Here is a 24,624-nt window from a genome sequence, read left to right on the forward strand (position 1 = left end):
ATCTTAGAAAAAATGAGCCGATTGTGCGTTCAAACGGTCCAATTGGCCTGTTTGGAGGGGGATTTGTCGGGTTTGATGACCTGGATTTGGTGCTGAATCGCGTCAGATCGGTTGTCGCGGCGGATGGCGGAGCGGCCATTTTGGTCGATTCGGACATAATTCCCGAGGCCGTGATCGGCGATTTCGATTCGATGAGTGAGCCTGTGAAGGCGCAGCTGCCAGCGGATCGGTTGTTTCAAATCTCAGAGCAGAACAGTACGGATTTCGACAAGGCGCTGAGGCACATAGGGGCCCCGCTGGTGCTGGGCGCCGGGTTTCTGGGCGGGCGGTTGGATCATCAATTGGCGGTTCTGAACACTCTGGTCGCGCGCTTGGATCGTCCCTGCATCCTGCTGGGTGAACATGAGGTGGTGTTCCACGCACCGCCCCGGATCACCCTGCACCTGACACCCGGCGATATCGTGTCCTTGTTTCCGATGCGGCGTGTCACGGGTCGCAGCCAGGGTTTGGAATGGCCGATCGAAGGGTTGGTGTTCGAACCGGATGGTCGGGTCGGAACCTCGAACCGCGCGGTGTCGGATGTCGAACTGCATATGGACGGGCCGGGCATGTTGCTGATGGTGCCGCGCGCGGCGCTGGATCAGGTTATGCAGGCGTTTCTGTCGGACCAGATCGGGCGGTGGCCCTCTCACGCAGAATGACGTAGAGCCCGGCACCGATTGTGATCAGAATGCCAAACGCCGCGATCCCGTCGGGCAAGTCGTGAAAGATCAGCCAGCCGATCAGGGTCGCAACCGGGATTTCCAGATATTGCATCGGTGCCAGCGTGGCCGACGGCGCATAGCGCAGCGACCAGGTCATCAGCAGATGCGCGACCGTTCCCAGCACGCCGATGGCCAGCAACAGCCAGTGGGTGTTGCCAGCGGGGATGATCAAGGACAATTCCCAAATCCCCGCATTGGTGCCCCAAAGGACCACCGGCAGCAGCAGGACCGTGGCAAACACCCCGGACACGGCCTGCAGGGAGACCGGATCGGTTTCCTTGGCGATCTGACGCGTCACCAGCATGAACAAGGCAAAAACCACGGCCACGATCAGGGGCAGCAGGGCGGGCAATCCGACCTCGGCAAAGCTGGGCTGGATCACCAGCAAGGTCCCGATGAAACCGACGATACAGGCGATCAGGCGGCGCGGGCCGACCTCTTCCTGCAAGACGTATCTCCCAAGCAGCAGCATGATGAAGGGCATGACAAAGGCGATGGCAATTGCATCCGCCAGCGGCAGAAACTGCAACGCACTGAACATGGCGGTTATGCCGATGATGTGCAGAACCGTGCGGATCAGGGTCAGCCGCAGAACGCGCCCCCGCATGCGCCATGGCCGTCCCGTGACTGCAATCAGCGGGATCAGAATCGCCGCCTGTATGGCAAAGCGCACCAGCACCAGCAGGCCCAGAGGCGTTGTTTCCCCCAATAGCTTGGCCATCGAGTCGCCAAGCGGCGCAAGCACGCAAAAGCCGAGCATCAGAACGATGCCGAATACGGGACGATCCTGGGTCATGGTCGCGACGCTAGCGGTTTCGCGGCGCGGGGGAAAGCTCTGTTCTCAGGCGTCCGGAAGGGGTTGGACTTTGGTGTAATCCGGGCCGGTGCAGGTCGGCAGACCATCATCCAGATGCAGCCAGTCCAGTTTCTCTTCATGCGACACATGCAGGGTCGGTTGCAGCGCTTCGGGGGTTTCCAGCGTGGCAACATACAAGTGCAGCACATCCGACATCTTAGCCGAGCGGAAAGAGATCGGCGTTCCGCAATGCGGGCAGAATGTGCGCTCGACACCGGGAGAGGAATTGAAACTCTTCGGTTCCTCTTTGGTCCAGCGCCATTGGGTGTCGCGGACCGCGAAATAGGTGGTCATGGGCGCGGCGCATTGGCGGCGGCAGCTGTCGCAATGACACGAGACGCAGGACAGGATCGGAGGATCAACCTCAAACGCGATCCTGCCGCACAGGCAATGTCCACGCATGATGCCGCCTCCTGTCTGACCTCAGCAGTTGGGGATGTTCACAGCCAAACCGCCAAGCGATGTCTCTTTGTACTTCTCATGCATATCATGCCCGGTCTGGCGCATGGTTTCTATGACGGAATCCAAGGGTACGAAATGCTTGCCGTCCCCGCGCAATGCAAGCGACGCAGCCGAGACGGCCTTGATCGCGCCCAGGCCGTTGCGCTCGATACAGGGCACCTGCACCAGACCCGCGACCGGATCGCAGGTCATGCCCAAATGATGTTCCAAGGCGATCTCGGCGGCGTTTTCCACCTGCTCGGGCGTGCCGCCCATCACGGCGCACAAACCGGCGGCGGCCATGGCCGAGGCGCTGCCGACCTCGGCCTGACATCCCGCTTCAGCCCCCGAAATCGAGGCGTTGAATTTCACCAAACCCCCAATAGCGGCGGCGGTCAGCAGGAAATCCTCGATATGGCTTTCCGATGCGCCGGGCACGTGGTCCAGGTAATAGCGCAGCACCGCTGGCAGAACGCCCGCCGCACCGTTGGTGGGGGCGGTTACAACCTGGCCTCCGGCTGCGTTTTCCTCGTTCACTGCCATGGCGTAAACGCTCATCCAGTCGTTGATCGTGTGCGGCGCAGTCAGGTTCATGCCGCGTTCAGCCATCAGCGCGTCATAGATGCCCTTGGCGCGGCGACGCACGCTCAGACCGCCGGGCAGAATGCCATCGGTGTGCAGACCGCGTTCGATGCAATCGTTCATCACTTGCCACAGTCGCGCGCTTCCTTTGGCGAAACTCTCCGCGCATCCGCGCGCGATTTCGTTTTCGCGCTTCATCTGGGCGATGGACTTACCGCTGGAGGCGGCCATCTCCAGCATCTCGACCGCTGACTTGAAGGGGAAGGGAACGGGTGCGCCTTCATCTGTCGCTTTGCCTTCGGCCAGTTCCTCTTCGGTCAGAACAAAGCCGCCGCCGATGGAATAGAACACCTGCCGCAGGATCACATCGCCCTGCGCATCGGTGGCCATCAGGATCATGCCATTGGCGTGGCCGGGCAGGTTGTGGTCATAGTCAAAGACCAGATCGGCCTTGGGGTCGAACTTCAGGGTCGGCAGCCCCTCGGGCGTGACCGTATGCGTCTCGGCAATCGCGGCCAAAGCGGCCTCGGCCTTGTCGTTGTCATAGGTGTCGGGCACGAACCCGGCCAGGCCAAGAATTGTCGCCCGGTCGGTGGCATGTCCCACGCCTGTAAACGCCAGTGACCCATGCAGCGACCCGCGCAGCCCGGCGAACTCAAACGGTGAGGCGCGCATCATGTCAAGGAAACGCGCCGCAGCGACCATCGGGCCCATCGTGTGTGATGAGGACGGGCCGATGCCGACTTTGAACATATCAAAAACGGAAAGGAACATGTCAGATAGCTGAGCCTTCTGGAGGGTTGGCGTGGATCGGAGAGGTGAACGGGGTGACCCCAAGACCTTCGGCTGCAACGGCCGCACGGGTCGCGGGGCGGGATTCAAGCTGCATCAGGATAGCCTGCAGATACGGGGTGTCGGCCAACTGATACCAACTGCGATCCGCGCTTGCCGGGTACAGCGCCATCCAGCGCATCATGCAGGCGAGGTAGTAGGTCAGGACCGAGGGTTTGTCAGCGCTCAGCCAGTCAGGGGCCTTTGCGGCCTCGGTATCCAGATGTTTCAGATGGGTGCGCAGCCTTGGGCGGATACCTTGGCGCAAAGGCTCGGCCTGCGCGGCATCGATGTATTTCTCGGCATAAAACAGAATGCGCAGATCGGCATGCAGCGTGTTTGATGCAAAAAACAGCCATTTCAGGAACGATGCCCGATCCGGGCTGTCCGGTGCAGGGGCAAGTTGCCCATGTGTGTCAGCCAACCACAACAGAATGGCCGCTGTTTCAAATATTGGTCCGTTGGGCGTTTCCAGAACCGGGATCAGCCCGTTTGGGTTCAGCGCGCGATAGGCCGCGCTATCCTGTTCGTTCTGCCGTCGGTCGACCAGAACGGTGTCATAGGGTTGGCCCATCTCTTCCAACACCAGCCGGATCACCAGCGAGGCGTTGTCGGGGGCATAGTGCAGGCGGTAGGACGTCGTCATGAGGTCTATTTATACCGCACCGCGAATCCAAAAAGACATGATTGCGACGTTTCCTATCGGAAACGCGTAGTCTTGCGACATCTTTCGCAGGGATGCCGGGTGAATTGGGTCTCGAAGTCGCGATGTGCATTCCGTATAAGTCTGGCAGACCAATCAGGGAATGCTGCCAATGACCGGAGAATTGTCGCCAATCGATACCGCAAAATACGTCGCGGCCCGACGCGCGGCAGAGATGGTCGAAGACGGGATGCGTGTCGGATTGGGAACCGGCTCGACCGCGGCCTGGCTGGTGCGACGTTTGGGTGAGCGCACGCAGCAAGAAGGGTTGCGGTTCAAGGGCGTCCCGACCTCGACCCGTACTGCGCAATTGGCGCGTGAAGTGGGGATCGAGGTCGTCTCGCTGGACCAGGCCGGGTGGCTGGACCTTACAATTGACGGCGCGGATGAGTTCGACGGTGATCTGAACCTGATCAAGGGCGGCGGTGGCGCGCATCTGCAGGAGAAGATCGTCGCTACGGCCAGCGATCAGATGGTGGTCATCGCCGATGCAGGCAAAGAGGTCGAAACGCTGGGTGCGTTCCCTCTGCCGGTCGAGGTGATCCCGTTCGGCTGGCAAACCACGCGCACCCTGATCGAAGAGGCGCTGGATACGATGGATGTGCTGGGCACAACCTCGGCCCTGCGCATGAATGGCGAGGCACCCTTTGTCACCGATGAAGGCAACCACATTCTGGACCTACATCTGCAACGGATCGGCAACGCGCGCCAGATGGCACTGGTGCTGAACCAGGTGCCCGGTGTGGTCGAGAATGGCCTGTTCATCGACATCTGCGACAAGGTTGTGGTCGGCCATGGCGATGGCCGGGTCGAATTGCGCGATATCAATGCAGGCACGATCGAGATGGACCAATTGATCGGCGGCGCGCGCGAAAACCTGTTTTCGGACCTTGCGGATTGATCCCGGCGCGACCTTTGATGCAAGCATCCGTGAAAAAACCGAAATATGTGCATCAAGGGGTTGGCAGTCTGGTTTTTGCGCCCAGATACCCAGAGACTTTTTGAAAGCTGAACGAAGGAACCCAGCATGAGCTTTGACTATGATCTGTTCGTCATCGGAGGCGGCTCGGGCGGGGTTCGCGCGGCGCGCGTCGCCGCTGGCGAAAACGGGGCCAAAGTGGCACTGGCGGAAGAGGATCGCTATGGCGGCACCTGTGTGATCCGGGGCTGTGTGCCGAAGAAACTGATGGTGTTTGCCAGCGAGTTTTCGGGCATGGTCGGCGATGCGCAAGCCTATGGCTGGGACATTCAGCCCGGCGCGCTGAACTGGAACACGTTCCACGACAAGCTGGTGACCGAACTGGATCGTTTGGAAGGCATCTACCGCAATATCCTGAAGAACAACGGCGTTGAAAGCTTTGATCAGCGCGCCAAAGTTGTTGATCCTCATACGGTCGAACTGGCCGACGGGACGCGCAAGACGGCCAAGCACATCCTGATTGCCACTGGCGGACGCCCGGTTGTACCGGACTTTCCGGGCTCGGATCTGGCCATCACCTCGAACGAGATTTTCCACCTGGAGAAGCTGCCCGAAAGTATCCTGATCGTCGGGGGCGGCTATATCGCCAGCGAGTTTGCGGGGATCATGAACGGGATGGGTGTAAAGACCACTCAGTTCTATCGCGGGGCGCAGATTCTGCGCGGCTTCGATGAAGAGGCGCGCGGCCTGATCTGTGAAGAGATGCGCCAGAACGGCATTGATGTGCGTCTGGGCACCAACGTGCTTGAGATGACCCAAGAAGGCGACAAGATCCGCGTCAAGGCCACGGATGGCACCGAGGATCAGTTTGACGTGGTCATGTATGCCACGGGCCGTGCGCCCAATGCCGACAATCTGGGTCTTGAAGAGGTCGGGGTCGAGCGTGGCCGCAAGGGCGAGATCATCGTGGATGAATACAGCCAGACTGGTGTACCTTCGATCTACGCCATTGGCGACGTCACCGACCGTGTGAACCTGACCCCGGTTGCGATCCGCGAAGGCATGGCCTTTGTCGAAACCGTGTTCAAAGGCAACCCAACGCCTGTGGATCACGAGTTGATCCCGACCGCGATCTTCACCCAGCCGGAATTCGGCACCGTGGGCCTCAGCGAAGAAGATGCGGCAGCGCAGGAGCCGATTGAGGTCTATGCGACCTCGTTCAAACCGATGCAAAAGGCGTTTGCCGGAGGAACGCAGCGGGTTCTGATGAAGCTGCTCGTCAGTCAGGCGACGCGAAAGGTGCTGGGATGTCATATCGTTGCGCCGGGCGCGGGTGAGATGATCCAGCTGGCAGGCATTGCCGTAAAGATGGGCGCAACCAAGGAAGATTTCGACCGTACAGTCGCGGTTCATCCCGTGATGGCCGAAGAACTGGTGACAATGCGGCAACCTGTGCGCACTGCTTGATTTGCAAGCGCGCGCACACAAGTTACAAGAGACCCCGTGATCACACGGGCCTAAACGAAGGAATTGATACATATGGCGGGCAACAGCGGTGGCCCCTGGGGGGGCGGAGGCTCCTCGGGCGGCGGAGGAAATCGGGGAAATAACGGGGACGGGCGCAAGCCCCCCGAAGGCGACGGCCCGCAGATCCCCGAGATCGATGAGCTGATGAAAAAAGGCCAGGAGCAGCTGCGCGTCCTGATGGGCGGTCGCGGCGGCGGTGGCCGTGGTGGCAATGGTTCAGGCGGCGGCGGTGGCCCGATCTTTACCAAAGGCACTGTAATAATCGGTGGCTTGGTGGCGATTGGCCTTTGGGCGGCTGCAAGTTTCTACACGGTTAAGCCGGAAGAACAGTCTGTTGAGCTGTTTCTGGGCGAGTTCTCAGCCGTCGGTAATCCCGGTCTGAACTTTGCGCCTTGGCCCGTGGTGACCGCCGAGGTTATCCCGGTGACCCGTGAACAAACCGAAGATATGGGCGGTACACGCGGCAGCGACGACGGTCTGATGCTGACCGGCGACGAAAACGTGGTCGACATAGATTATCAGGTCGTCTGGAACATCAACGACCCGGCCAAGTTCCTGTTCAACCTGCGCGACCCGCGCCAGACAATTCGCGCCGTGTCGGAGTCGGCGATGCGTGAGATCATTGCGCAAAGCGAGCTGGCTCCGATTCTGAACCGGGATCGTGGCGTCATTGCCGAGCGTCTTCAGGAACTGATCCAATCGACCATGGACAGCTATGATTCGGGTGTGAACATCATCCGTGTGAACTTTGACAAGGCCGACCCGCCGCAGGACGTGATCGCCGCTTTCCGCGACGTACAGGCCGCTGCGCAGGAACGTGACCGGCTGCAGAACGTCGCCGACGCCTATGCCAACCGTGTTCTGGCGGAAGCCCGTGGTGAAGCCGCGCAGGTTCTGGAAGAAGCCGAAGCCTATCGCGCCCAGCAGATCAACAGCGCGCAAGGTGAGGCAAGCCGTTTCAGCGCGGTTCTCGAAGAATACACCAAAGCGCCTGATGTGACCCGCAAACGCCTGTATCTGGAACGGATGGAGCAGGTTCTGGGTGATGTCGACAAGATCATCCTCGACGAGAACTCGACCGGTCAGGGGCAGGGCGTTGTGCCATATCTGCCGCTGAACGAACTGCGTCGCACCCCAGCCGCGGAGAGCAACTGATGCGTAAGTCACCCATTATCCTGATCATCGTTGCAATTCTGGCCGTTGCCGGGTTGTCCTCGATCTTCATCGTGGACGAGCGTGAACGTGCGCTGGTTCTGCAATTCGGTCGCGTTGTCGCCGTGAAGGAAGAGCCCGGTCTGGCGTTCAAAATCCCGCTGATTCAGGAAGTCGTTCGGTACGACGATCGGATTCTGTCGATTGACGTGCAGCCATTGGAAGTCACCCCGCTGGATGATCGTCGTCTGGTGGTTGACGCATTCGCGCGTTACCGGATCTCCGATCTTGAACAGTTCCGTCAGGCCGTTGGTGTTGGCGGTGTACCGGTCGCCGAAGATCGCCTGGACCGCATCCTGCGCGCCGAAACGCGGGAAGTTCTGGGTTCGGTATCCTCGCGGGATATCCTGAGTTCCGACCGAGCGGCCCTGATGCTGCGCATCCGCAACAGCGCGATTGCCGAAGCGCGGGCGCTGGGCGTCAACGTGATCGACGTGCGCCTGAAAGCGACCGACCTGCCGCAGGCCAACCTCGAAGCCACCTTCGACCGGATGAAGGCAGAACGCGAGCGTGAAGCAACCGACGAACGTGCACGCGGTAACGAAGCCGCGCAGCGGGTTCGCGCGCAGGCCGACCGGACCGTGGTGGAACTGGTGTCCGACGCCAACCGTGAGGCAGAGATCATTCGCGGTGAAGCCGACGCCGAACGCAACGCGATCTTCGCCGAAGCCTTTGGCAAAGACCCGGAGTTCTTCGAATTCTATCGCTCGCTGTCGGCCTATGAACGCGCGCTGGGCGGTAGCAACAGCTCGATGGTGCTGAGCCCGGATTCCGAGTTCTTCAACTACCTTAAATCGCCCACCGGGCAGGCGACCCAGTAATGGGTATGATCCTTCTGGCCTTCGGGCTGGTTCTGATTGTCGAGGGGCTGGCCTATGCGCTGGCCCCTTCGCTTATTGAACGTATGCTCGAGGCGTTGCGATCATTGCCGGAACAGGCGCGACGACTTGCAGGGCTTTTGTGTGTTGTCAGCGGTCTGGTCCTGCTTTGGGGCGCGTATCAGGTCGGGTTTTAACCCATCTGTTTCACTTGGTGGTGATTTCCCCGCGATCCTGAGTTGCGAGTGGGAACAAACCGACTACATTGGTTGCCAAGAAAGGTCTGCCTGCGGGCGGACAACAAGGATTTGACGACAAGGAGTTCCCAAGTGCAGGCACAAGCACGCAGTATTTCCGTCCGGCGGGACGATGGTGTTGGTTTCATGCGGCTGATGTGGCTGGCATTTGCGGGGATGATCCTGATCGCGGCGCAAACCGTGGCGGCCTATGCGCGCGGGGAAAGCCTTGCGCCGCTGGCGGAGCAGATCAGCCCGGCGGTAGTGAACATCACCACATCCACGCTGATCGAAGGCCAGACCGGACCGCAGGGTATCGTGCCCGAAGGATCCCCGTTCGAGGATTTCTTTCGCGAGTTTCAGGACCGAAACGGGGACGACGACGATGACAATCGCCCCCGTCGCAGCAATGCGCTGGGGTCGGGGTTTGTGATCTCCGAGGACGGTTACATCGTGACCAACAATCACGTCATTGCCGAAGCGGACGAGATTCTGGTCGAGTTCTTCCCGGGCGACGGTCAGCCCAAGAAAGAACTGCCCGCCAAGGTGATCGGAACGGATGAGAAAACCGATATCGCGCTGCTCAAGGTCGAGGCCACGGGGCCGCTGCAATATGTGCAGTTCGGTGACAGCGACATTGCGCGCGTCGGCGATTGGGTGATCGCGATGGGCAACCCGCTGGGGCAGGGATTCTCGGTTTCTGCCGGGATCGTCTCGGCCCGGAACCGGGCGCTGAGCGGGTCATATGACGACTACATCCAGACCGACGCGGCGATCAACCGGGGCAACTCGGGCGGTCCTTTGTTCAACATGAATGGCGAGGTGATCGGCGTGAACACCGCGATCCTGTCGCCCAATGGCGGCTCGATCGGGATCGGCTTCTCGATGGCCTCGAACGTGGTTGTGAAAGTGGTCGACCAGCTGCGCGAGTTCGGTGAAACCCGTCGTGGCTGGCTGGGTGTGCGCATTCAGGACGTGACCGAGGACATGGCCGAGGCGATGGGTCTGGAAAAACCCGGTGGCGCGCTGATCAGCGATGTGCCGGATGGTCCGGCCAAGGATGCGGGTCTGAAAGCGGGTGACGTGATCCTCAGCTTTGACGGGGTCGAGGTCGAAGATACTCGTGGTCTGGTGCGTCAGGTCGGCGAAACCACCGTGGGCAAATCCGTCCGCGTTGTGGTCAGCCGCGATGGTGCCACGCAGACCATTCTGGTCACTCTGGGCCGCCGTGAAGATGCCGAGCGTGCCGAGAACGGGGAAGAGGATACCCCGGACGCGCCGGCCGACGAAAACACCGACATTCTGGGCCTCACAATCTCGCCGCTCAGCGACACGCTGCGCGAGGATCTGGGGCTGGACGCGGATGCCGAAGGGCTGGTGGTGTCGGATGTGGACGAAGCATCCGAGGCCTATGCCAAGGGCCTGCGCGCTGGTGATCTGATCACCGAAGCCGGTCAGCAGAAGGTTGTGACGGTCGAGGACCTTGAGGCGCGCATGGAAGAAGCCCGGACTGCGGGGCGCAAATCCTTGCTGCTGCTGGTCCGTCGCGGCGGTGACCCACGCTTTGTGGCGCTGAGTCTGGAGGAATAACGGACCGGGCGCAGGAACGCGTCGTAAGGACATGAAAAGGGGCTCCGATCCGGGGCCTCTTTTTCTTTTGGAACGGCGGGGAATTGCGACCATCCATTATGTCGCAAACGGAAGTGACCTGACCCAAGGCCCATGTTACTGGCCGGATGAAAGGGTATCCCGTGGCAGAACATCAGAAATTACAAAACCCTACGGTCGGCATCGCCTTCATCCTGTTCGGCATGCTGGCGATTTCGTTCAACGATATGATGATCAAGTTCCTGTCGGGCGGTTACCCTCTGCATCAGATGGTTTTCGCCCGGTCCTTTATCGGGGTCGGCTTCAGTCTGGCTCTGGTTCAGTTGGAAGGCGGCTGGCGCATTCTCAAGACGGATCAACCCGGTCTGCACCTGCTACGGACCATATTCATCGTGATCGCCAACCTCACCTTTTTCAGCGCCCTGGCCGTCATGCCATTGGCCGAGGCCACGGCTGTTTTCTTCGTGGCGCCATTGATGATCACGTTGCTGAGCATTCCGCTGCTGGGCGAAAAGGTCGGGCCGTTGCGCATCGGCGCGGTTTTGGTGGGGTTTGCCGGTGTGATCATCATGACGCGCCCGTGGGAAAGCGGGGCCGAGCGCTCAGTCAGCCTGTGGGTTTACGCACTGCCCGTGGCGGCGGCGTTCACCTATGCGCTGAACAACGTGATGACGCGGTTTCTGGGCGCGAAATCCAAGGCGTCTGCAATGGCGGTCTATGTCCAGTCCGCGTTCATCGCCATCAGCATCCTGTTCTGGGCCGTGGCCGGGGATGGGCGTTTTGCAGAGGGGCTGGAGAACGAAAGCCTTGTGTTTCTTCTGCGGGCCTGGGTCTGGCCCGAGGGGCGAGACGTCTGGCTTTTTGCGGGCCTCGGTCTGAATTCTGCCATCATCGGCTATTGTTTGGGGCAGGCGTATCGCATGGCCGACGCGGCCACTGTAGCGCCGTTCGAATATGTGGGGCTGCCTTTGGCGATCTTTTGGGGCTGGGCGATCTGGGGTGAATGGCCCGATCTGCCGGTCGTATGGGGGATCGTTTTGATTCTGGGATCCGGCCTGTTTGTGTTCCTTCGGGAAAAGCAAAAGAACCGAAAGGTGCTGCGCGGCAAGCGCGTGAACCGCCGGTACTGACACGTAAACCCGCCGTGCCACCCCCTTGAAGGTAAATGAGCCATATGCCGGGACAGCATATGGCTCAGGTACAGGGAGAGGTCAGTGGACAGATATCGGGGATGATTCTCTGACCTCCTACGGTAACAAGATCACGCTAGCTTGAACCTGGGTTCTGTTCTGTGAACCAGTTCACACGGGCGCATCTGTCGTCAGATCAAATCCGATTCGGCCAGCTCGCGCAGGGCTTCGAAATCCTGAATTTGCAGACCGCCACGGGAGGCCTCGACCACGTTGTCGCGTTTCCAGGTCGAGATGGTCTTGGACACGGCTTCGCGCGTTGCACCGACAAACTCGGCCAGTTCGCTTTGCGACAAGGTGATGCGTTCGTTGGGGTTGTCCTGCAGGTTGGACAGGTGCAGCAGCTTGCGGGCCAGTCGGATCGGCATCGGCAGAAAGACCTGCTCGTTCAATTGCGATCCCATCCAGCGCATGCGCAGACCGGCCAGACGCACCATATCAACGGCCAGATCGGGGTGTTGGCGGAGTTGGTTCATGACATCGCGCCGCCTAACGCGCAGGACACGTGTGGGCTCGGCCGCGGCAACCGTTGCGGTGCGCGGGCCGCTGTCGAACAGGGCGATCTCACCAAAGACTTCACCCGGGCGCATCAGGGTCAGCGACAGTTTGCGGCCGCTCATGGCGAGAAACGACACCTCAAGCGTCCCTTCAATGATCGCATAAAGCGCATCGCCTTCATCCCCTTGTTCAAACAAGGTTTCGTCCTGGTCCAGGGATATTTCGGAAGCAAGCGCCGAGAGCATATCTCGTAGCTCGTCTGAGGCTTCGGACAAAAAGCCACTATTGGGAAAGGCCGTCATGCGGGCGGTGAACTCCGGCTGTGAATGGTGAGTGGTGCCTTAACCTTTCACAGCTTGCCCGCTAAGCCAAGGTTTTTTGTATGGATTTGCTCTCTTTACGGTTGAACCCGACGGCATGTTCCACGGCGCAAACCGTTTATTGGCGGTCGGGGTCGTCCATGTAGTTTTGCAACAGGCTGAACTGCAGCATCAGGAACGCCATCAGGGCAATCGGAAAGCCGAAGGTTTCGATCTTGACCCACAGGTCGGTGGACAAGGTTCGCCACACGATTTCATTGGCGACAGCCAGCACGGCAAAACAGGCGCAGAGACGACGCGTCAGGATCATCCAGCCTTCGTGCTTCATCGGCAGCATCTCGTCCAGCACATAGGCCAGATAGGATTTCCCCTGCAGCAGTCCGATGCCCAGAATCGTCGAGAAAACGCCATAGACCAGCGTGGTTTTCATTTTGAAAAACCGCTCATCATTGAACCAGGCGGTGAGGCCGCCGAAGAAGATGACCATGAAGGCGGTGAAAATCTGCAAACGGCTGAGTTTGCCGGTCAGGAACCAAAGGATGCCCATCGCGGCCAGCATCAGCGGCACGAAGATGATGGTGGCGATTATGAACCCCGAATACTCGGTGCCGCCGATCAGGAAGCTGTCATCGCGCAGGCGCAGGTAGATGAAGAAGAAGGCCAGCGGGGGCCCAAGCTCCAGCACCTGTTTCAGAAACGGGTTGATGTCTTTTTTGCCTGTCATCATGTCTTCCTGCTGCTTACCCGCCCATTTCAACTATTACGGCGCCCAATGCAATCAATGCCATCAGGGCAATGCGTCTGGGGCCGACGGTTTCTTTCAGAACCAGCCATCCGATCAGGGCGGCGAATACGGCGGAGGTTTCGCGCAAGACGGCGGCCTCGCCCACCTTGTCCAGCCGCGTGGCCAGCATAATGGACCCAAAAGACAAGGGCGCGATGATGCCGCCCGCAAGCCCGCGCAACATCAGGGGCCCGATAGCCGGGCGATTGACCATGGCGCGCCATCTGAGGAAGGCGTAGATCGGCATCGCGGCCCCGTCGATCATGAAGAACCACGCGAGGAAAGTGAACGGGTCCGCAGTGGCGCGGATGCCATAGGCGTCATAGGTAGTATAAAGCGCCACAAACAACCCGGTAGCCACGGCCAACGCCAGCGCAATGCCAAGCGTTTCCCGGTTGGTCTCAAGAAAGCGCAGGTTGTAGATCGCGAGGCCGAAGATCCCGGCCAGAAGGACTGCCACGCCCAGCCATTGGGTGCCTGTGAAGGTTTCCCCGAACAGCAGATAGGCTCCGATCACGGTGAACAGCGGGCCGGTGCCCCGGACGACAGGGTAGACGACCGTATAGGAGCCTTTGGTATAGGCCATGGCCTGAAGCGTTTTGTAGGCGATGTGGATCAGCCAGACGACCCCAAAGATGGGCCACATATAGGGTTCAGGCCATGGCACGACGAAGAAGGCGAAGGGGGCGGCCATCAGGCAATAGCAGGCGTCGATAGCGCCACGCGACAGCCACGGGTCGTGGCGGCCTTTTTGAAGTGCGCCGAACGCGGCGTGCAGGAAGGCAGCCATCAGCGCCAGCCCAAGGGCAAGCTGGTGGCCCGCTTCGGTGCCTTCGAGTGAGATTAGCCAGTCGCTCAAGTATCAGGTCTTTGTGCTGGGTGGAGAGGCTGGGGGCTGTCTGCCCCCAGACCCCCGAAGATATTTTTAGCCAGATGAAGAATCGGATCAGCTTTGGTCGAGGCCGGTGAGGGCGGCGGCGAATTCTTCGGGGTCGAAGGGCGCTAGATCGTCGATTTGTTCTCCGACGCCGATGGCGTGGATGGGCAGGCCGAATTTGTCTGCCAGCGCGACCAGCACGCCGCCCTTGGCGGTGCCGTCGAGTTTGGTCATCACCAGACCCGAGACGTCGGCCAGATTTCGGAAGGTTTCCACCTGGCTGAGCGCGTTTTGACCGGTGGTGGCGTCGAGCACGAGCAGGGTATTGTGCGGGGCAGTATCGTCGACCTTGCGGATGACGCGCACGATTTTGGCCAGTTCCTCCATCAGGTCAGCGCGGTTTTGCAGGCGGCCCGCCGTGTCGATCATCAGCAGGTCTGCACCGTCTTCTTGTGCTTTGGTCAGCGCGTCGAAGGCGAGGCTGGCGGGGTCGGACCCTTCGGGGGCGGTCAGAACCGGGACGCCTGCGCGCTCGCCCCAGACTTGCAGTTGTTCGACGGCGGCGGCGCGGAACGTGTCTCCGGCGGCGATGACGACTTTTTTGCCTGCGGATTTGAACTGGCTGGCAAGCTTGCCGATGGTCGTGGTTTTGCCCGAACCGTTGACGCCGACGACCAGAACCACCTGTGGGCGTTTGGGGTAGATGGGCAGCGGGCGGGCAACGGGTTCCATCACGCGGGCGACTTCCTGCGCCAGCAACTGCTTGATTTCGCGGGCCGAGAGTTTGCGGCCAAAGCGCCCCTCGGCCATATTGGCAGTGACGCGCAAGGCGGTGTCGACGCCCATGTCAGAGGCGATCAGCAGTTCTTCGAGCTGTTCCAGCATATCGTCATCCAGCGTGCGGCGGATTTCGGTTTTGCTTTCAGAGCGACTGAACAGACGACCCAGAAGCCCCTTGTTTTCAGGGACTTCGGGCGGCGTCGGCGCCGGGGTTGGGTCTGCGGGGGCAGGCTCGGGCATCTCGACAGGCTCGGTGGTCGGTACGGGCGTCGGAATCTCCGGCACCGGCTGAGGTTCGGGCTCGGGCTGTGGGATCACCGGATCAGCGGCGGTTTCCTCACCGCCGTCTTCGACAATGGCGTCCAGCCCCTGTTCCAGGCGTGAAGAGGATTTGAACAGCTTGTCCTTCAGCTTTGAAAAAAACGCCATTTTTGATCTCCGCAGGTGTTCCCCCCCACCTAATGCGGATTTACCCGAGTTGCAAAGGGTCAGGTAAAGGCAATCAGCAGCCCGGCCTGCGCCACCCAATAGAGCGGCCAGATCGCATAGGGTGTGAGTTTCAGGGCCGGGTGGTTTGGCGGCAGAAGGAACTTTTCGGTCGCCAGAACCAGATCCGATGCAATGAAGGCCAGCGCGGCTGGAAGGGCCCTGACCAGCATGCCGGTGGGCGGCAGGGACAGGACCGATATTCCCATTCCGAGAATGATGGGGATATAGATCAGAACGGGGACCTTCAGATCGCCGGCGCGGGGCGGGAGGATTGTAATGACGACGACACCCAGAAGGATCAGCGACCAGAATATCCCCGGTCGATCAAGGATGAGGTGGGCTGCGCTGGCAGGATGAGACAGGAACAGGGCAATATAGGCGATATGGCCTGCCGCAAACGCGCCGATGCCCGCCATGAAGGTTGCCTCGGACTCGCGTGAGAGCAAGGCGTCCCCGACCGCGCAGAACGCCAGCGCGACGATCAGCAGCATCGCGCCGCCTTCAAGTGCTGCGATCAGGGCCAGCACTGCGACCGAGGCGGTTTTGAGCACCGTTCGCGCAGCACCTGCCGGGCGCGGTGCCAGGGGAAGATAGGCCAGCGCACATGCCGCTGCGATCCAAAACAGGACGGTCATGTCTTATCCTCTCGGTTGTTTCAGGCCCACTGTCCTTCCTGATCTGCAGCCTGGGCAACAGGTGACGTTGAGGCAGGCGGAACCGGGCAATGCGATTAGCCTTGGCTGGCGGTATCTGACACTATGGTCGCATGTTGAGGCATCTTGCGATTCTACTGGCTCTCTCGGCCCAAGCCGTTGGCGCGCAAACAGCGCTTTCCGGGGCGGAGTTCGATGAGTATACGCGCGGAAAAACCCTGTTTTATGGTTTCCAAGGGAAGGTTTACGGGGTTGAACAGTATCTGCCCGATCGCCGTGTCATCTGGTCGTTTCTGGACGGGCAGTGCAAGAAAGGCATCTGGTATCAGCGCGAGGAACAGATCTGTTTTGTCTATGAAGACAGGCTGGATCCGCAATGCTGGGTGTTCAAACGGTCCGGCGGTGGCCTGATTGCGCGGCCAGACGGCGATACTCAGGCAACCGAGCTGTATGAGATCGAGGATCTGGGTCAGGAGATGGTGTGCCTTGGTCCCGAGGTCGGGGTCTGATCCTAGCTTACGCGAAGGTCGTCATAGCTGATCATGACGTGTTCCTGATACGCAGGTCGTTGGCTCAGCCTGTCAAAGTAACGTTGTAGATTTGGTAACGGTGTTCGAGATATTCCAATATCATAATATCGGTACAGGATGTGACCCAACTGGATGTCGGCCAAAGTCAGGTCAGCTCTGGCAATGAAGGCCCTCTCTGCAAGTTGCGTGTCCGCAATTTCAAGTTTTCTTTCCAGGGTTTTTACGGCGGAGTTGATGGACTTTTCATCCTGCTCTGACTTGGCCGTTCGTACAACTTGCCAGAACACCGGAACGGTGAAGGCCATCGCAATGTTGATCTTGGCCCATTCAGCCCATTTGTCGACCTCGGCTCGCTGGACCAGGTCTTTGGGCCAAAAGGTGTCGGGCTCGTAGCGGTCGGCGAGATAGCGCAGGATTGCTCCGGTCTCCCAAAGGGGTGGGTTGGGGCCGTCCTGTATCACGGGGATGGTGCGGTTTTGGTTCAGGTTCGCGAAGTCCGGCGTGTCCAGACCGCCGAAACGATGACCGACATCGTGTCGTTCATAATCCAGGCCCAGTTCTTCGACGCACCACATCAGAGCCTGCACATTGGATGACGTTTTGCGGCCCCAGATCGTCAGCATGGCTTAGAACAGCGAGCCCTGATCCGGGGTATCCGCTTTGGCCTTTTTGGCAGGGGTTTTACCGGCCCCTCCGGTCGTCAGGCGACCATCGGCGAATTCGATCTCAAGAGCCGGGTGCTTGGCGGCCTGCGATTTGGTGGTGACCACATCGCCTTCGGCCCGGACAACCGCATAGCCGCGCGCCAGAGTGGCCTTGTAGCTGAGCGTTTCGCGCAACCGATCCGTGGCGTCCAGTTGCTGACGCAGGCGATCCAGCCGGGTATTTTGGGCTGCGTTCAGACGTTCGGCCAGTCGGGCGGTGGCCTGCCGCTGTTGGTCGATCTCGCGCTGAATGGGGCGCAGGGACAGGCGAGAGGACAGGTTGCGCAGGCTTTCCTGACGTGAGGAAACGACGTTGCGCAAGGTCGAGGGGCGCAGATGGGCGGACATTTCGACCAGTTGCAGGCGGCGGTTCTGAACACCTCGGTTCAAAGCAGGTGTCAGGCGTTCCGCAATCAGATCAAGGCGTTGCCGGGGGGAGTTCAACAAACTGTCCGGGCGCGGCAAGGCGCGGGCAACATCGCGCAAACGCTGGGCGCGGCGCTGGACCGCATCGCTGGCGGCGCGGGACAGACGTGCGCCTTGCTCGTTGGTCCAGGCCAGAAGTTCCATCCGTACGGGCACGGCCAGTTCGGCGGCTGCAGTTGGCGTGGGCGCGCGACGGTCCGAGACGAAATCGATCAGCGTTGTGTCCGTCTCGTGGCCCACGGCTGAGATCAGCGGTATGTCCGAGGCCGCCGCCGCGCGGGCCACGCTTTCTTCGTTGAACCCCCACAGGTCTTCGATCGAGCCACCACCGCGTGCGACAATGATCAGATCGGGACGGGGCAGCGCGCCTCCGGGTGTGAGCGCGTTGAAACCTTCGATGGCGCGCGTGACCTCGGGGGCGCAGTTGGCGCCTTGCACAGCGACCGGCCAGATCAGAACCTTGCGGGGAAACCGATCCCGCAGGCGATGCAGAATGTCCCGGATTACCGCACCGGAGGGGGAGGTCACAACGCCGATGATTTGCGGCAGATAGGGCAGCGGCTTTTTGCGTTCAGGGGCAAACAGCCCTTCGGCTTCCAGCTGCTTCTTGCGCTTTTCCAGCAGCGCCATCAGCGCGCCTTGGCCTGCGACCGCGACCTCATCGACATTCATGTTGTATTTGGACTGTGCACCAAAGGCGGTCAGGCGACCGGTGACAACGACCTCCAACCCTTCTTCCGGAACCACCGACAAGCCCGAGATCTGGCCTTTCCATGTCGTACAGGCCAGCACGTTCCGGTCGTCTTTGATGTCATAGTACAGGTGACCCGAGCGCGCCTTGAACACCCGTCCGACCTCACCCCGAACACGGATTCGCCCAAACGATCCTTCGAGCGTGCGCTTCACCTCGCCGGATATCTCGGAAACCGAATATTCAGGGGTGTTTTGGCCAGGAATGGGGTCGTCTAGCAGGTCGGACATTTCAGCGCCTTGTGTCAAATGCCCGGCCAGCTTAGAACGCCGCGCAGGCGAGGCCAAGCAGATCGGAGACGACCCCATGAACATCCTTATTCTCGGCAGCGGCGGGCGCGAGCACAGCCTGGCCTGGGCGGTGATGCAGAACCCCAAATGCGACCGTCTGATTGTTGCGCCGGGCAATGCCGGGATCGCTCAGATCGCCGAATGCGCGTCTTTGGATATCGAAAATGGCGGCGCGGTGGTCAATTTCGCCGAAGCCAACGCGATCGATTTCGTGATCGTCGGCCCCGAAGCGCCTTTGGCCGCAGGCGTGGCGGATCGGCTGCGTGAGGCAGGCGTGCTGGTCTTTGGCCCGTCAGCCGAGGCGGCGCGGCTGGAAGCTTCGAAAAGCTTTACCAAAGAGATTTGCGATGCCTCTGGCGCACCAACGGCGGCTTATGCGCGTTTTACCGAGGCGGAACCGGCCAAAGCCTATATCCGCGAGCAGGGCGCACCGATTGTCGTCAAGGCTGACGGCCTGGCGGCGGGCAAGGGCGTGATTGTGGCGATGGACGAGCAGGCGGCTCTGGAGGCTATCGACGACATGTTCGGCGGTGCGTTCGGTGGTGCAGGGGCCGAAGTGGTCATCGAAGAGTTCATGGATGGTGAAGAAGCGTCATTGTTCGTGCTGTGTGACGGTGAAAACACTCTGTCTGTCGGGACCGCGCAGGACCACAAGCGGGTTGGCGAAGGGGACACCGGGCTGAATACTGGCGGAATGGGGGCGTACTCTCCTGCACCGGTTCTCAGCGCCGAGGTCGAGGCCCGCGCTATGGACGAGATCATTCGTCCCACCATGGCCGAGATGAAACGCCGGGGCGCTCCGTTTCAGGGGGTGCTCTATGCCGGTCTGATGATCAAGGACGGGCAACCGCGTCTGGTGGAATACAACGTCCGGTTCGGCGATCCCGAGTGTCAGGTTCTGATGATGCGTCTGGGCGCGCAGGTGATGGACCTGATGCATGCAGCAGCCGAGGGGCGGTTGGATGAGACCCGCGTCAACTGGGCGGATGATCATGCGATGACCGTGGTCATGGCCGCGAAAGGCTATCCCGGGGCGTATGAGAAAGGGTCGGTTATCAAAGGCTTGGATGGTCTGCCGGAAGATAGCGGCAATATGGTATTCCATGCGGGCACCAAGGCGGTTGAGGGGCAGGTGCAGGCCTCTGGCGGGCGGGTGCTGAACGTCACCGCGCGCGGTGAGACGCTGCAAGAGGCGCGGGATCGGGCCTATGCGATGGTGGATGGGGTCGAGTGGCCCGAAGGGTTTTTCCGCCGCGATATTGGGTGGCGGGCGCTGTGATCTGATTGCCGGGCTGCGCCCGTCTCAATTTTCTGGGCGAGGGGCCAGCCCCTCGCGCTCCCCGAGATATTTTTGGCCAGATGAAGAACGGATCAGCATTCCAGGGCTTGGGCGAGGCTTTTGGGGCCGGCGAATGGGCCGATATCGGTTTGGGTCCAATCGTTTTGGTACGTGATACTGATGATCCGGGTCCAATCGGCGCTGGCAACGATGAGTTCCGGACCGTTGGCGCAGCTGCGCAGGCCGCCTGAGATGAAATCCTCACCGATCTTGTGGTTGGTCAGACCGGGGAGCGAGGCGATTTCGGTCAGGGCATCGTCTTTGTAGCGCCAGATGCGCAGGGTTTTGGCAAGGTGAGGGCGGTCGATATAGGCAATCTCGATATGGCCGTCGCCGTCCAGATCAGCCGCTGCGATGGGGGCGAGCCAGCGGAAGCGTGTACCGATATGCGGTGTCGCGGCAATCTTTTCCCCGCGTGCGTCATAGACCGCGAGCTGTGCCCCGGTGTTGGCCTGGCTTTCGACGACAATGGCTTCGGGTGAGCCGTCTTTGGTGACATCCACCAGCCGCGGCGCGAGGTCTTCGAAAACGCGGTCTTGCGGTAAACGTATCGTCAATATTGAAGGGCTGGCGCTTGCGTCAGCGGTCTGGATGGTGAGCTCCAGCGCGCCATATTCGATAGTGTCGCCCAGAACGCCATGCGGATAACGAGTGGTGGGTTCTGTGAATCGGGCAGAGGCTATGGTGTCGGCGGTTGCCATGGGTGCCCCCGCCAGCCACATGCATAAGGCTGTCAGCGCGCCGCGAGCCCATCCTTGCCACAGGCGGACGGGCAGGCGCGGCGCTTTGGGATGCATCAGATCTGCTTTTCCGGCATCTGCACGACCAGACCGTCCAGCGCATCGGTGACCTTGATCTGGCAGGTCAGGCGCGAGCGGGCCGGGTCGGGTTCATAGGCGAAGTCCAGCATATCCTCTTCCATGTCATCCTTGGCGGGGATTTTCTCGACCCAGTCGGGGTGGATATAGACATGGCAGGTAGAACAGGCACATGCGCCGCCGCAATCGGCCTCGATGCCGGGGATATTGTTGTCACGTGCCCCTTCCATGACGGTCAGTCCGTTGGCGACCTCGACTGTATGTTCGGTACCGCCATGCTCGACATAGGTGATCTTTGCCATTGCGTGCGTCTTCCTTTTGCGATGTTCGAATTCTTCCTTAGTGAAGGCATTTAGGTCTTTCCAGTACCATTTGCGACTCGTGACGCCGTGTCTGGACTTTCCGTGCATATGTTCTATTTTTGTTCTTATGCTTGTTCGCCCCGTGGTTTCAAAGCGGGACTGGCCGCGCCCGCCGTCCTGTTTGCCGTCAGATCAGTTGACCGCACCGCCCGAGGGCGCGCGTGTGGCCGTGGCCGGGCTGGTGGTCCTGAGGCAGAGGCCGGGGACCGCCAAGGGGGTGATCTTCGTCACGCTCGAAGACGAGACGGGTATCGTGAACGTGGTGGTCTGGCGTAAGATTTACGAGCAGTTCCGCCGTGCGGTGATATCGGGTCGGTTGCTGCGGGTTACGGGGCGGATGCAGCGGGCGCATTCGGTGACCCATGTGATCGCGGAAGAGATCGAGGATATTTCAGACATGCTGGATGTGCTGGTGCGGGGCGAGGGGCAATAAAGCAATCTGCGTATAGTGCGGCCTCTGGACAGCCCGAATTTCCGGTCATAGCTCGGGTAGGTACCGAAACGGGAAGAGGGCGCTATGGCATACGGGCATTTTCTATGGACCGACCTGTCCACCTACGACATGCAGGCGGCCAGAGCCGATTACAGCGACGTCTTCAGTTGGTCTTTCGGCGGCGATGGCGCCTACGACTTTGCCACCATCAGCGGGCAGCAGGTCGCGGCCATCTTCCCGATGCCCGAGCGGTTGGCGCAGATGAACATGCCGTCTTTCTGGATGTCCTATATCCATGTCGATGATCTGGATGCGAAGGTCGAACAGGCACGTCGGCACGAAGGGGTTATCATCGAAGTGGAACCTCAGCCGTTCAGCGATGAGGCGCGCATCGCTCTGGTCCGGGATCCATCAGGCGCGGGTTTCACAATGTATGAAGGGCCGGAGATCACCTCTGCGACGTCGGGGCCCGGCGCAGTTGTGGCCCGATTTCATCATGTCCCGGACATTGGGCTGATCGAGCCGTTTTATGCGGATCTCTTCAACTGGCGATTTGAGAAAAGCGTGGAAACCCCGTGGCCCAGATACGATATTCGCCACCCCGACGGCACGGTGGTCGCGCAGGTCGAAGAGGTGCCCGAGGCCATCCGGGGCAAGTTTCGGTATTGGATGCCGTGTTTCGGCGTGAGATCGGTGGCCGACGCCGTTCAGCGCACCAAAGCGCGGGGCGGGCGTCATCACAATGACTTACCGGACGAGCGTATATTGGTCTCGGACCGGCAAGGTGCTCATTTCATACTCCAGCCCGCGTTTGGTGACGCGGTCGATGTTACCCAAGGGCAAAACTCTGATGTCATACGAAAGACCCACGGGTTGGCGTGGAAATCGCTGATCGCAGTGACTTGCGTTTGGCTTGCCGTGTTTTTGGATTTGCAGGTTTTCTGGGGTGTCCTGTTTCTGATCTGGACTTGGCTTGCCCTTAGAACCGGGCGTGCTGACTTTGTCGAGCCGATCGACCGCGCAATACGGCCCGGGGTGTTCTGGTTGATCACCGGCACGTGGATTGTTCTCAGCTTGTGGGTGATATTGGCTGCGGTCGCGGGCGTTATCTGATCCGTTGGTCCGTGTGGAACTCTAAGAACGGCTCACCGCTTGAACAATACCCCCTGCGATTGCTTGTCGCGATGATCGCCGCGCAATTCGGCATGTAGCGCACGACCGGCCTGAACGCCGGGGCGGGCGCTGACCGTTTCAAGCCAGCGTGCAAAATGGGGTTTGTCATCCAGCACTTGTTGCTGCCCTTCCCACAGGCTGGCCCAGCCCCAGATCGACATGTCCGCGATCGAGTAGAAATCGCCCGCGACAAACTCATTCTCGGCCAGTCGGCGGTCGAGAACGCCGTAAAGCCGGCCGACCTCGGTGCGGTAGCGGTCTTTGGGGTAGGGCAGGTCCTGTGGCGGGTCCAGTTGCGGGGCGTATTTCAGGAAGTGGTGCGCTTGTCCGGCCATGGGGCCAACGCCGCCCATCTGCCACATCAGCCATTCCTCAACCGCGATCCGGTCACGCTCGGTTTCGCCGTAAAAACGCCCGGTCTTGCGGGCCAGATACATCAGGATCGCGCCGCTTTCGAACACGGAAACGGGCGCGCCGCCGGGGCCGTCGGGATCGACAATCGCAGGCATGCGGTTGTTGGGTGCGATCTTCAGAAACGCGGGGTCGAACTGGTCGCCTTTGCCGATGTTGATCAGGTGAGTCGTATAGGGCAGTCCCATCTCTTCCAGCGCGATGGACACTTTCCAGCCATTCGGCGTGGGCCAGAAATACAGATCGATCATGATGTCTCCTCAGGTTGAGGAAATCATGAGGTTTTCTGCGCAAACGGCAAGAGGGCTTGCGGGCGGGGCACCGCAAAAAGCCGTGACCAGCGGCGGTTCGGCTGGTCGGGCACACCGCGCCGCAATGCGGTCAGGCTCAGGCGCTTGGGGTCGCGCAGCAAAGCGTTGTAGGTACGCAGAACGCCGTGCCGAGTATAGCTGGACCAGTGACAAATACGCCGCTGCGGTGCCGCGAGGGGGAAGGCCAGCGTGGACAAGTGATCCACGGTCGCAGGGCAGTCGATCTGTAGCGTGACGGCATTGGGTGCGCTCAGACCGGCCCCGATGCTGCGATCACCCGGTGCAGGCGGCTGGATCAGCGTTTCGTAGAGGAAGTCGAACAGGTCGTTTTCGCGGCTGGTGATGTTGATGAATTCCGCCTGACGCCCTGCGGGGGTTTGCAAGGCTTCAACGGCGCGCGATTGGTAGACGGCCCCGGTCAGCGAGACAATTCGGTTCAGCGCCCCCGGCTGAATGTGATGCAGCGCTTCCAACGCCAGTTCTGTGCCCATGGAGTGCCCGATGAAGTGGATGGGGCGGTCGGGGTTCAGCCTGTGCATCTGTTGAATGACATCGGCCAGAACGCGCCCGGCTTCGACCGCGCGTCGCCGCGCTGTCCACAGCGGGCCGCGCGCGTCCCAGCCGAAGGCGATGGCCAGCCCTTCATCCCGGAACCCTGCGCCAAAGCCCAGATGTTGCGGCCAGCTGGGGCTGTACCACGGCATTGTTTTGGGGCGCAGCGACAGCATGTGAAGGTGCGGGCAGGCGTTCGGGTCATCGGGCCGGTATTTGTAGCCATGGGTCATGATGATGACCGGGCCGCTGGTGTGACGCGTTTGGCGCAAGACCCCATTTATGGGTCGGGGGCTGCCGTGCAACCGGGCGTGTCCGCCGACAGCATTGATCCTGATTACTGGCATTGGCTCTGCCTCATACAAGATGTTGTGGTGCTGCTTTGTCATGACGCTATGACGCTTCGATGAATGAACGATTACAGAACCGTGACGTT

The 24,624-nt window shown here is 60.5% G+C and carries 27 protein-coding genes; 12 read left to right on the forward strand and 15 right to left on the reverse strand.

From position 1 onward, the window contains the following. Window positions 1-23 precede the first annotated feature (23 nt). Window positions 24-701, forward strand: coding sequence for a thiamine diphosphokinase (locus ACR0C9_RS03905; protein WP_480780422.1), 678 nt, complete (start codon window positions 24-26; stop codon window positions 699-701). Here ACR0C9_RS03905 and ACR0C9_RS03910 read toward each other — a convergent pair. The 4 genes from ACR0C9_RS03910 to ACR0C9_RS03925 are packed head-to-tail and all read right to left on the reverse strand — an operon-like array spanning window position 646 to window position 4,120. Next, entirely contained in the window at window positions 646-1,560 is a 915-nt protein-coding gene (locus ACR0C9_RS03910; protein ID WP_480625853.1) for a DMT family transporter, read from the reverse strand. The genes ACR0C9_RS03905 and ACR0C9_RS03910 overlap by 56 nt on opposite strands. 45 nt (window positions 1,561-1,605) lie before the next feature. After that, window positions 1,606-2,022, reverse strand: coding sequence for a GFA family protein (locus tag ACR0C9_RS03915; protein WP_170517811.1), 417 nt, complete (start codon window positions 2,020-2,022; stop codon window positions 1,606-1,608). Window positions 2,023-2,043: 21 nt separating this feature from the next. Next, the gene (locus ACR0C9_RS03920) at window positions 2,044-3,417 is read right to left on the reverse strand and encodes an L-serine ammonia-lyase (protein WP_170517814.1); all 1,374 of its coding nucleotides are present in this window, start codon (window positions 3,415-3,417) and stop codon (window positions 2,044-2,046) included. A 1-nt stretch (window position 3,418) separates the two neighbouring features. Next, the gene (locus ACR0C9_RS03925) at window positions 3,419-4,120 is read right to left on the reverse strand and encodes a glutathione S-transferase family protein (RefSeq protein WP_170451507.1); all 702 of its coding nucleotides are present in this window, start codon (window positions 4,118-4,120) and stop codon (window positions 3,419-3,421) included. A 169-nt stretch (window positions 4,121-4,289) separates the two neighbouring features. Between ACR0C9_RS03925 and rpiA the strand changes: the two genes are divergently transcribed. The 7 genes from rpiA (at window position 4,290) to ACR0C9_RS03960 (ending at window position 11,627) form a co-directional block, all read left to right on the forward strand. After that, window positions 4,290-5,078, forward strand: coding sequence for a ribose-5-phosphate isomerase RpiA (rpiA, locus tag ACR0C9_RS03930; protein ID WP_170517820.1), 789 nt, complete (start codon window positions 4,290-4,292; stop codon window positions 5,076-5,078). A 126-nt stretch (window positions 5,079-5,204) separates the two neighbouring features. Further along, window positions 5,205-6,563 carry a glutathione-disulfide reductase gene (gene gor / locus ACR0C9_RS03935; RefSeq protein WP_480780423.1) on the forward strand — a complete coding sequence of 453 codons (1,359 nt, stop codon included), beginning with the start codon at window positions 5,205-5,207 and terminating at the stop codon, window positions 6,561-6,563. A 72-nt stretch (window positions 6,564-6,635) separates the two neighbouring features. Further along, complete coding sequence (gene hflK, locus ACR0C9_RS03940; RefSeq protein WP_170630295.1) at window positions 6,636-7,778, forward strand: FtsH protease activity modulator HflK; 1,143 nt, start codon at window positions 6,636-6,638, stop codon at window positions 7,776-7,778. Next, window positions 7,778-8,656, forward strand: a complete 879-nt coding sequence (hflC, locus tag ACR0C9_RS03945) for a protease modulator HflC (RefSeq protein WP_170451499.1) — start codon at window positions 7,778-7,780, stop codon at window positions 8,654-8,656. The genes hflK and hflC overlap by 1 nt, the downstream gene beginning before the upstream one ends. Continuing rightward, window positions 8,656-8,850, forward strand: a complete 195-nt coding sequence (locus ACR0C9_RS03950) for a DUF2065 domain-containing protein (protein ID WP_170330952.1) — start codon at window positions 8,656-8,658, stop codon at window positions 8,848-8,850. Before hflC ends, ACR0C9_RS03950 begins: the two co-directional genes overlap by 1 nt. Window positions 8,851-8,982: 132 nt before the next feature. Then, window positions 8,983-10,479 (forward strand): Do family serine endopeptidase, encoded by a 1,497-nt coding sequence (locus ACR0C9_RS03955; protein WP_480581682.1) that lies wholly within the window; start codon window positions 8,983-8,985, stop codon window positions 10,477-10,479. Between the two features lie 146 nt (window positions 10,480-10,625). Then, the gene (locus ACR0C9_RS03960; protein WP_480780424.1) at window positions 10,626-11,627 is read left to right on the forward strand and encodes a DMT family transporter; all 1,002 of its coding nucleotides are present in this window, start codon (window positions 10,626-10,628) and stop codon (window positions 11,625-11,627) included. A 191-nt stretch (window positions 11,628-11,818) separates the two neighbouring features. Here ACR0C9_RS03960 and ACR0C9_RS03965 read toward each other — a convergent pair whose 3' ends face one another. The 5 genes from ACR0C9_RS03965 to ACR0C9_RS03985 all read right to left on the reverse strand — a co-directional run bounded on the left by ACR0C9_RS03965 (window position 11,819) and on the right by ACR0C9_RS03985 (window position 16,070). Further along, window positions 11,819-12,487, reverse strand: coding sequence for a Crp/Fnr family transcriptional regulator (locus ACR0C9_RS03965; protein ID WP_170451495.1), 669 nt, complete (start codon window positions 12,485-12,487; stop codon window positions 11,819-11,821). Window positions 12,488-12,623: 136 nt separating this feature from the next. Then, window positions 12,624-13,229 carry an inner membrane-spanning protein YciB gene (locus ACR0C9_RS03970; protein ID WP_170734515.1) on the reverse strand — a complete coding sequence of 202 codons (606 nt, stop codon included), beginning with the start codon at window positions 13,227-13,229 and terminating at the stop codon, window positions 12,624-12,626. 16 nt (window positions 13,230-13,245) lie between these two features. Next, a complete protein-coding gene (locus tag ACR0C9_RS03975; protein WP_480581675.1) occupies window positions 13,246-14,148 on the reverse strand; it encodes an EamA family transporter in 903 nt (300 codons plus the stop codon). A gap of 87 nt (window positions 14,149-14,235) precedes the next feature. Further along, window positions 14,236-15,375 (reverse strand): signal recognition particle-docking protein FtsY, encoded by a 1,140-nt coding sequence (ftsY, locus tag ACR0C9_RS03980; RefSeq protein ID WP_480780425.1) that lies wholly within the window; start codon window positions 15,373-15,375, stop codon window positions 14,236-14,238. Between the two features lie 59 nt (window positions 15,376-15,434). Further along, window positions 15,435-16,070, reverse strand: a complete 636-nt coding sequence (locus ACR0C9_RS03985) for a lysoplasmalogenase family protein (protein ID WP_480780426.1) — start codon at window positions 16,068-16,070, stop codon at window positions 15,435-15,437. Window positions 16,071-16,201: 131 nt separating this feature from the next. On the opposite strand from ACR0C9_RS03985, the gene ACR0C9_RS03990 reads away from it, so the two are divergent. Beyond that, window positions 16,202-16,597, forward strand: a complete 396-nt coding sequence (locus ACR0C9_RS03990) for a hypothetical protein (RefSeq protein ID WP_480780427.1) — start codon at window positions 16,202-16,204, stop codon at window positions 16,595-16,597. 2 nt (window positions 16,598-16,599) lie between these two features. On the opposite strand, the gene ACR0C9_RS03995 is transcribed toward ACR0C9_RS03990, so the two are convergent. Both ACR0C9_RS03995 and xseA read right to left on the reverse strand, forming a co-directional pair. Then, window positions 16,600-17,241: a glutathione S-transferase family protein gene (locus ACR0C9_RS03995; RefSeq protein WP_480780428.1), complete on the reverse strand. Its 642-nt coding sequence runs from the start codon at window positions 17,239-17,241 to the stop codon at window positions 16,600-16,602. 3 nt (window positions 17,242-17,244) lie between these two features. Beyond that, window positions 17,245-18,729, reverse strand: a complete 1,485-nt coding sequence (xseA, locus tag ACR0C9_RS04000; RefSeq protein ID WP_170621600.1) for an exodeoxyribonuclease VII large subunit — start codon at window positions 18,727-18,729, stop codon at window positions 17,245-17,247. Between the two features lie 76 nt (window positions 18,730-18,805). Between xseA and purD the strand changes: the two genes are divergently transcribed. Next, the gene (purD, locus tag ACR0C9_RS04005; RefSeq protein WP_480780429.1) at window positions 18,806-20,068 is read left to right on the forward strand and encodes a phosphoribosylamine--glycine ligase; all 1,263 of its coding nucleotides are present in this window, start codon (window positions 18,806-18,808) and stop codon (window positions 20,066-20,068) included. A 92-nt stretch (window positions 20,069-20,160) separates the two neighbouring features. Here purD and ACR0C9_RS04010 read toward each other — a convergent pair whose 3' ends face one another. Next, window positions 20,161-20,829 carry an FG-GAP repeat domain-containing protein gene (locus ACR0C9_RS04010; protein ID WP_480780430.1) on the reverse strand — a complete coding sequence of 223 codons (669 nt, stop codon included), beginning with the start codon at window positions 20,827-20,829 and terminating at the stop codon, window positions 20,161-20,163. Between the two features lie 95 nt (window positions 20,830-20,924). Continuing rightward, window positions 20,925-21,248 (reverse strand): 2Fe-2S iron-sulfur cluster-binding protein, encoded by a 324-nt coding sequence (locus tag ACR0C9_RS04015; RefSeq protein ID WP_039534845.1) that lies wholly within the window; start codon window positions 21,246-21,248, stop codon window positions 20,925-20,927. A gap of 127 nt (window positions 21,249-21,375) precedes the next feature. Between ACR0C9_RS04015 and ACR0C9_RS04020 the strand changes: the two genes are divergently transcribed. Together ACR0C9_RS04020 and ACR0C9_RS04025 are read left to right on the forward strand one after the other, a co-directional pair. Further along, window positions 21,376-21,741, forward strand: a complete 366-nt coding sequence (locus ACR0C9_RS04020) for an OB-fold nucleic acid binding domain-containing protein (protein WP_480780431.1) — start codon at window positions 21,376-21,378, stop codon at window positions 21,739-21,741. Between the two features lie 84 nt (window positions 21,742-21,825). Further along, on the forward strand, window positions 21,826-22,854 hold the full coding sequence (locus ACR0C9_RS04025) for a VOC family protein (RefSeq protein WP_480780432.1): 1,029 nt from the start codon (window positions 21,826-21,828) through the stop codon (window positions 22,852-22,854). A 32-nt stretch (window positions 22,855-22,886) separates the two neighbouring features. Here the strand turns inward: ACR0C9_RS04025 and ACR0C9_RS04030 are convergent, their stop codons facing one another. Together ACR0C9_RS04030 and ACR0C9_RS04035 are read right to left on the reverse strand one after the other, a co-directional pair. Continuing rightward, window positions 22,887-23,576: a glutathione S-transferase N-terminal domain-containing protein gene (locus ACR0C9_RS04030; protein WP_480780433.1), complete on the reverse strand. Its 690-nt coding sequence runs from the start codon at window positions 23,574-23,576 to the stop codon at window positions 22,887-22,889. A 23-nt stretch (window positions 23,577-23,599) separates the two neighbouring features. Next, window positions 23,600-24,577, reverse strand: coding sequence for an alpha/beta hydrolase (locus ACR0C9_RS04035; protein WP_480780434.1), 978 nt, complete (start codon window positions 24,575-24,577; stop codon window positions 23,600-23,602). Window positions 24,578-24,624 lie beyond the last annotated feature (47 nt).

This window comes from Ruegeria sp. C12, assembly GCF_056537745.1.

What these genes read in the sequence shown, in the direction of transcription:
- ACR0C9_RS03910 (WP_480625853.1), bottom strand. Translation starts at nt 1,560, where the DNA reads ATGACCCAGGATCGTCCCGTATTCGGCATCGTTCTGATGCTCGGCTTT.
- ACR0C9_RS03915 (WP_170517811.1), bottom strand. Translation starts at nt 2,022, where the DNA reads ATGCGTGGACATTGCCTGTGCGGCAGGATCGCGTTTGAGGTTGATCCT.
- ACR0C9_RS03920 (WP_170517814.1), bottom strand. Translation starts at nt 3,417, where the DNA reads ATGTTCCTTTCCGTTTTTGATATGTTCAAAGTCGGCATCGGCCCGTCC.
- ACR0C9_RS03925 (WP_170451507.1), bottom strand. Translation starts at nt 4,120, where the DNA reads ATGACGACGTCCTACCGCCTGCACTATGCCCCCGACAACGCCTCGCTG.
- rpiA (WP_170517820.1), top strand. Translation starts at nt 4,290, where the DNA reads ATGACCGGAGAATTGTCGCCAATCGATACCGCAAAATACGTCGCGGCC.
- gor (WP_480780423.1), top strand. Translation starts at nt 5,205, where the DNA reads ATGAGCTTTGACTATGATCTGTTCGTCATCGGAGGCGGCTCGGGCGGG.
- hflK (WP_170630295.1), top strand. Translation starts at nt 6,636, where the DNA reads ATGGCGGGCAACAGCGGTGGCCCCTGGGGGGGCGGAGGCTCCTCGGGC.
- hflC (WP_170451499.1), top strand. Translation starts at nt 7,778, where the DNA reads ATGCGTAAGTCACCCATTATCCTGATCATCGTTGCAATTCTGGCCGTT.
- ACR0C9_RS03950 (WP_170330952.1), top strand. Translation starts at nt 8,656, where the DNA reads ATGGGTATGATCCTTCTGGCCTTCGGGCTGGTTCTGATTGTCGAGGGG.
- ACR0C9_RS03960 (WP_480780424.1), top strand. Translation starts at nt 10,626, where the DNA reads ATGAAAGGGTATCCCGTGGCAGAACATCAGAAATTACAAAACCCTACG.
- ACR0C9_RS03965 (WP_170451495.1), bottom strand. Translation starts at nt 12,487, where the DNA reads ATGACGGCCTTTCCCAATAGTGGCTTTTTGTCCGAAGCCTCAGACGAG.
- ACR0C9_RS03970 (WP_170734515.1), bottom strand. Translation starts at nt 13,229, where the DNA reads ATGACAGGCAAAAAAGACATCAACCCGTTTCTGAAACAGGTGCTGGAG.
- ftsY (WP_480780425.1), bottom strand. Translation starts at nt 15,375, where the DNA reads ATGGCGTTTTTTTCAAAGCTGAAGGACAAGCTGTTCAAATCCTCTTCA.
- ACR0C9_RS03985 (WP_480780426.1), bottom strand. Translation starts at nt 16,070, where the DNA reads ATGACCGTCCTGTTTTGGATCGCAGCGGCATGTGCGCTGGCCTATCTT.
- ACR0C9_RS03990 (WP_480780427.1), top strand. Translation starts at nt 16,202, where the DNA reads ATGTTGAGGCATCTTGCGATTCTACTGGCTCTCTCGGCCCAAGCCGTT.
- ACR0C9_RS03995 (WP_480780428.1), bottom strand. Translation starts at nt 17,241, where the DNA reads ATGCTGACGATCTGGGGCCGCAAAACGTCATCCAATGTGCAGGCTCTG.
- xseA (WP_170621600.1), bottom strand. Translation starts at nt 18,729, where the DNA reads ATGTCCGACCTGCTAGACGACCCCATTCCTGGCCAAAACACCCCTGAA.
- purD (WP_480780429.1), top strand. Translation starts at nt 18,806, where the DNA reads ATGAACATCCTTATTCTCGGCAGCGGCGGGCGCGAGCACAGCCTGGCC.
- ACR0C9_RS04010 (WP_480780430.1), bottom strand. Translation starts at nt 20,829, where the DNA reads ATGGCAACCGCCGACACCATAGCCTCTGCCCGATTCACAGAACCCACC.
- ACR0C9_RS04015 (WP_039534845.1), bottom strand. Translation starts at nt 21,248, where the DNA reads ATGGCAAAGATCACCTATGTCGAGCATGGCGGTACCGAACATACAGTC.
- ACR0C9_RS04020 (WP_480780431.1), top strand. Translation starts at nt 21,376, where the DNA reads ATGCTTGTTCGCCCCGTGGTTTCAAAGCGGGACTGGCCGCGCCCGCCG.
- ACR0C9_RS04025 (WP_480780432.1), top strand. Translation starts at nt 21,826, where the DNA reads ATGGCATACGGGCATTTTCTATGGACCGACCTGTCCACCTACGACATG.
- ACR0C9_RS04030 (WP_480780433.1), bottom strand. Translation starts at nt 23,576, where the DNA reads ATGATCGATCTGTATTTCTGGCCCACGCCGAATGGCTGGAAAGTGTCC.
- ACR0C9_RS04035 (WP_480780434.1), bottom strand. Translation starts at nt 24,577, where the DNA reads ATGACAAAGCAGCACCACAACATCTTGTATGAGGCAGAGCCAATGCCA.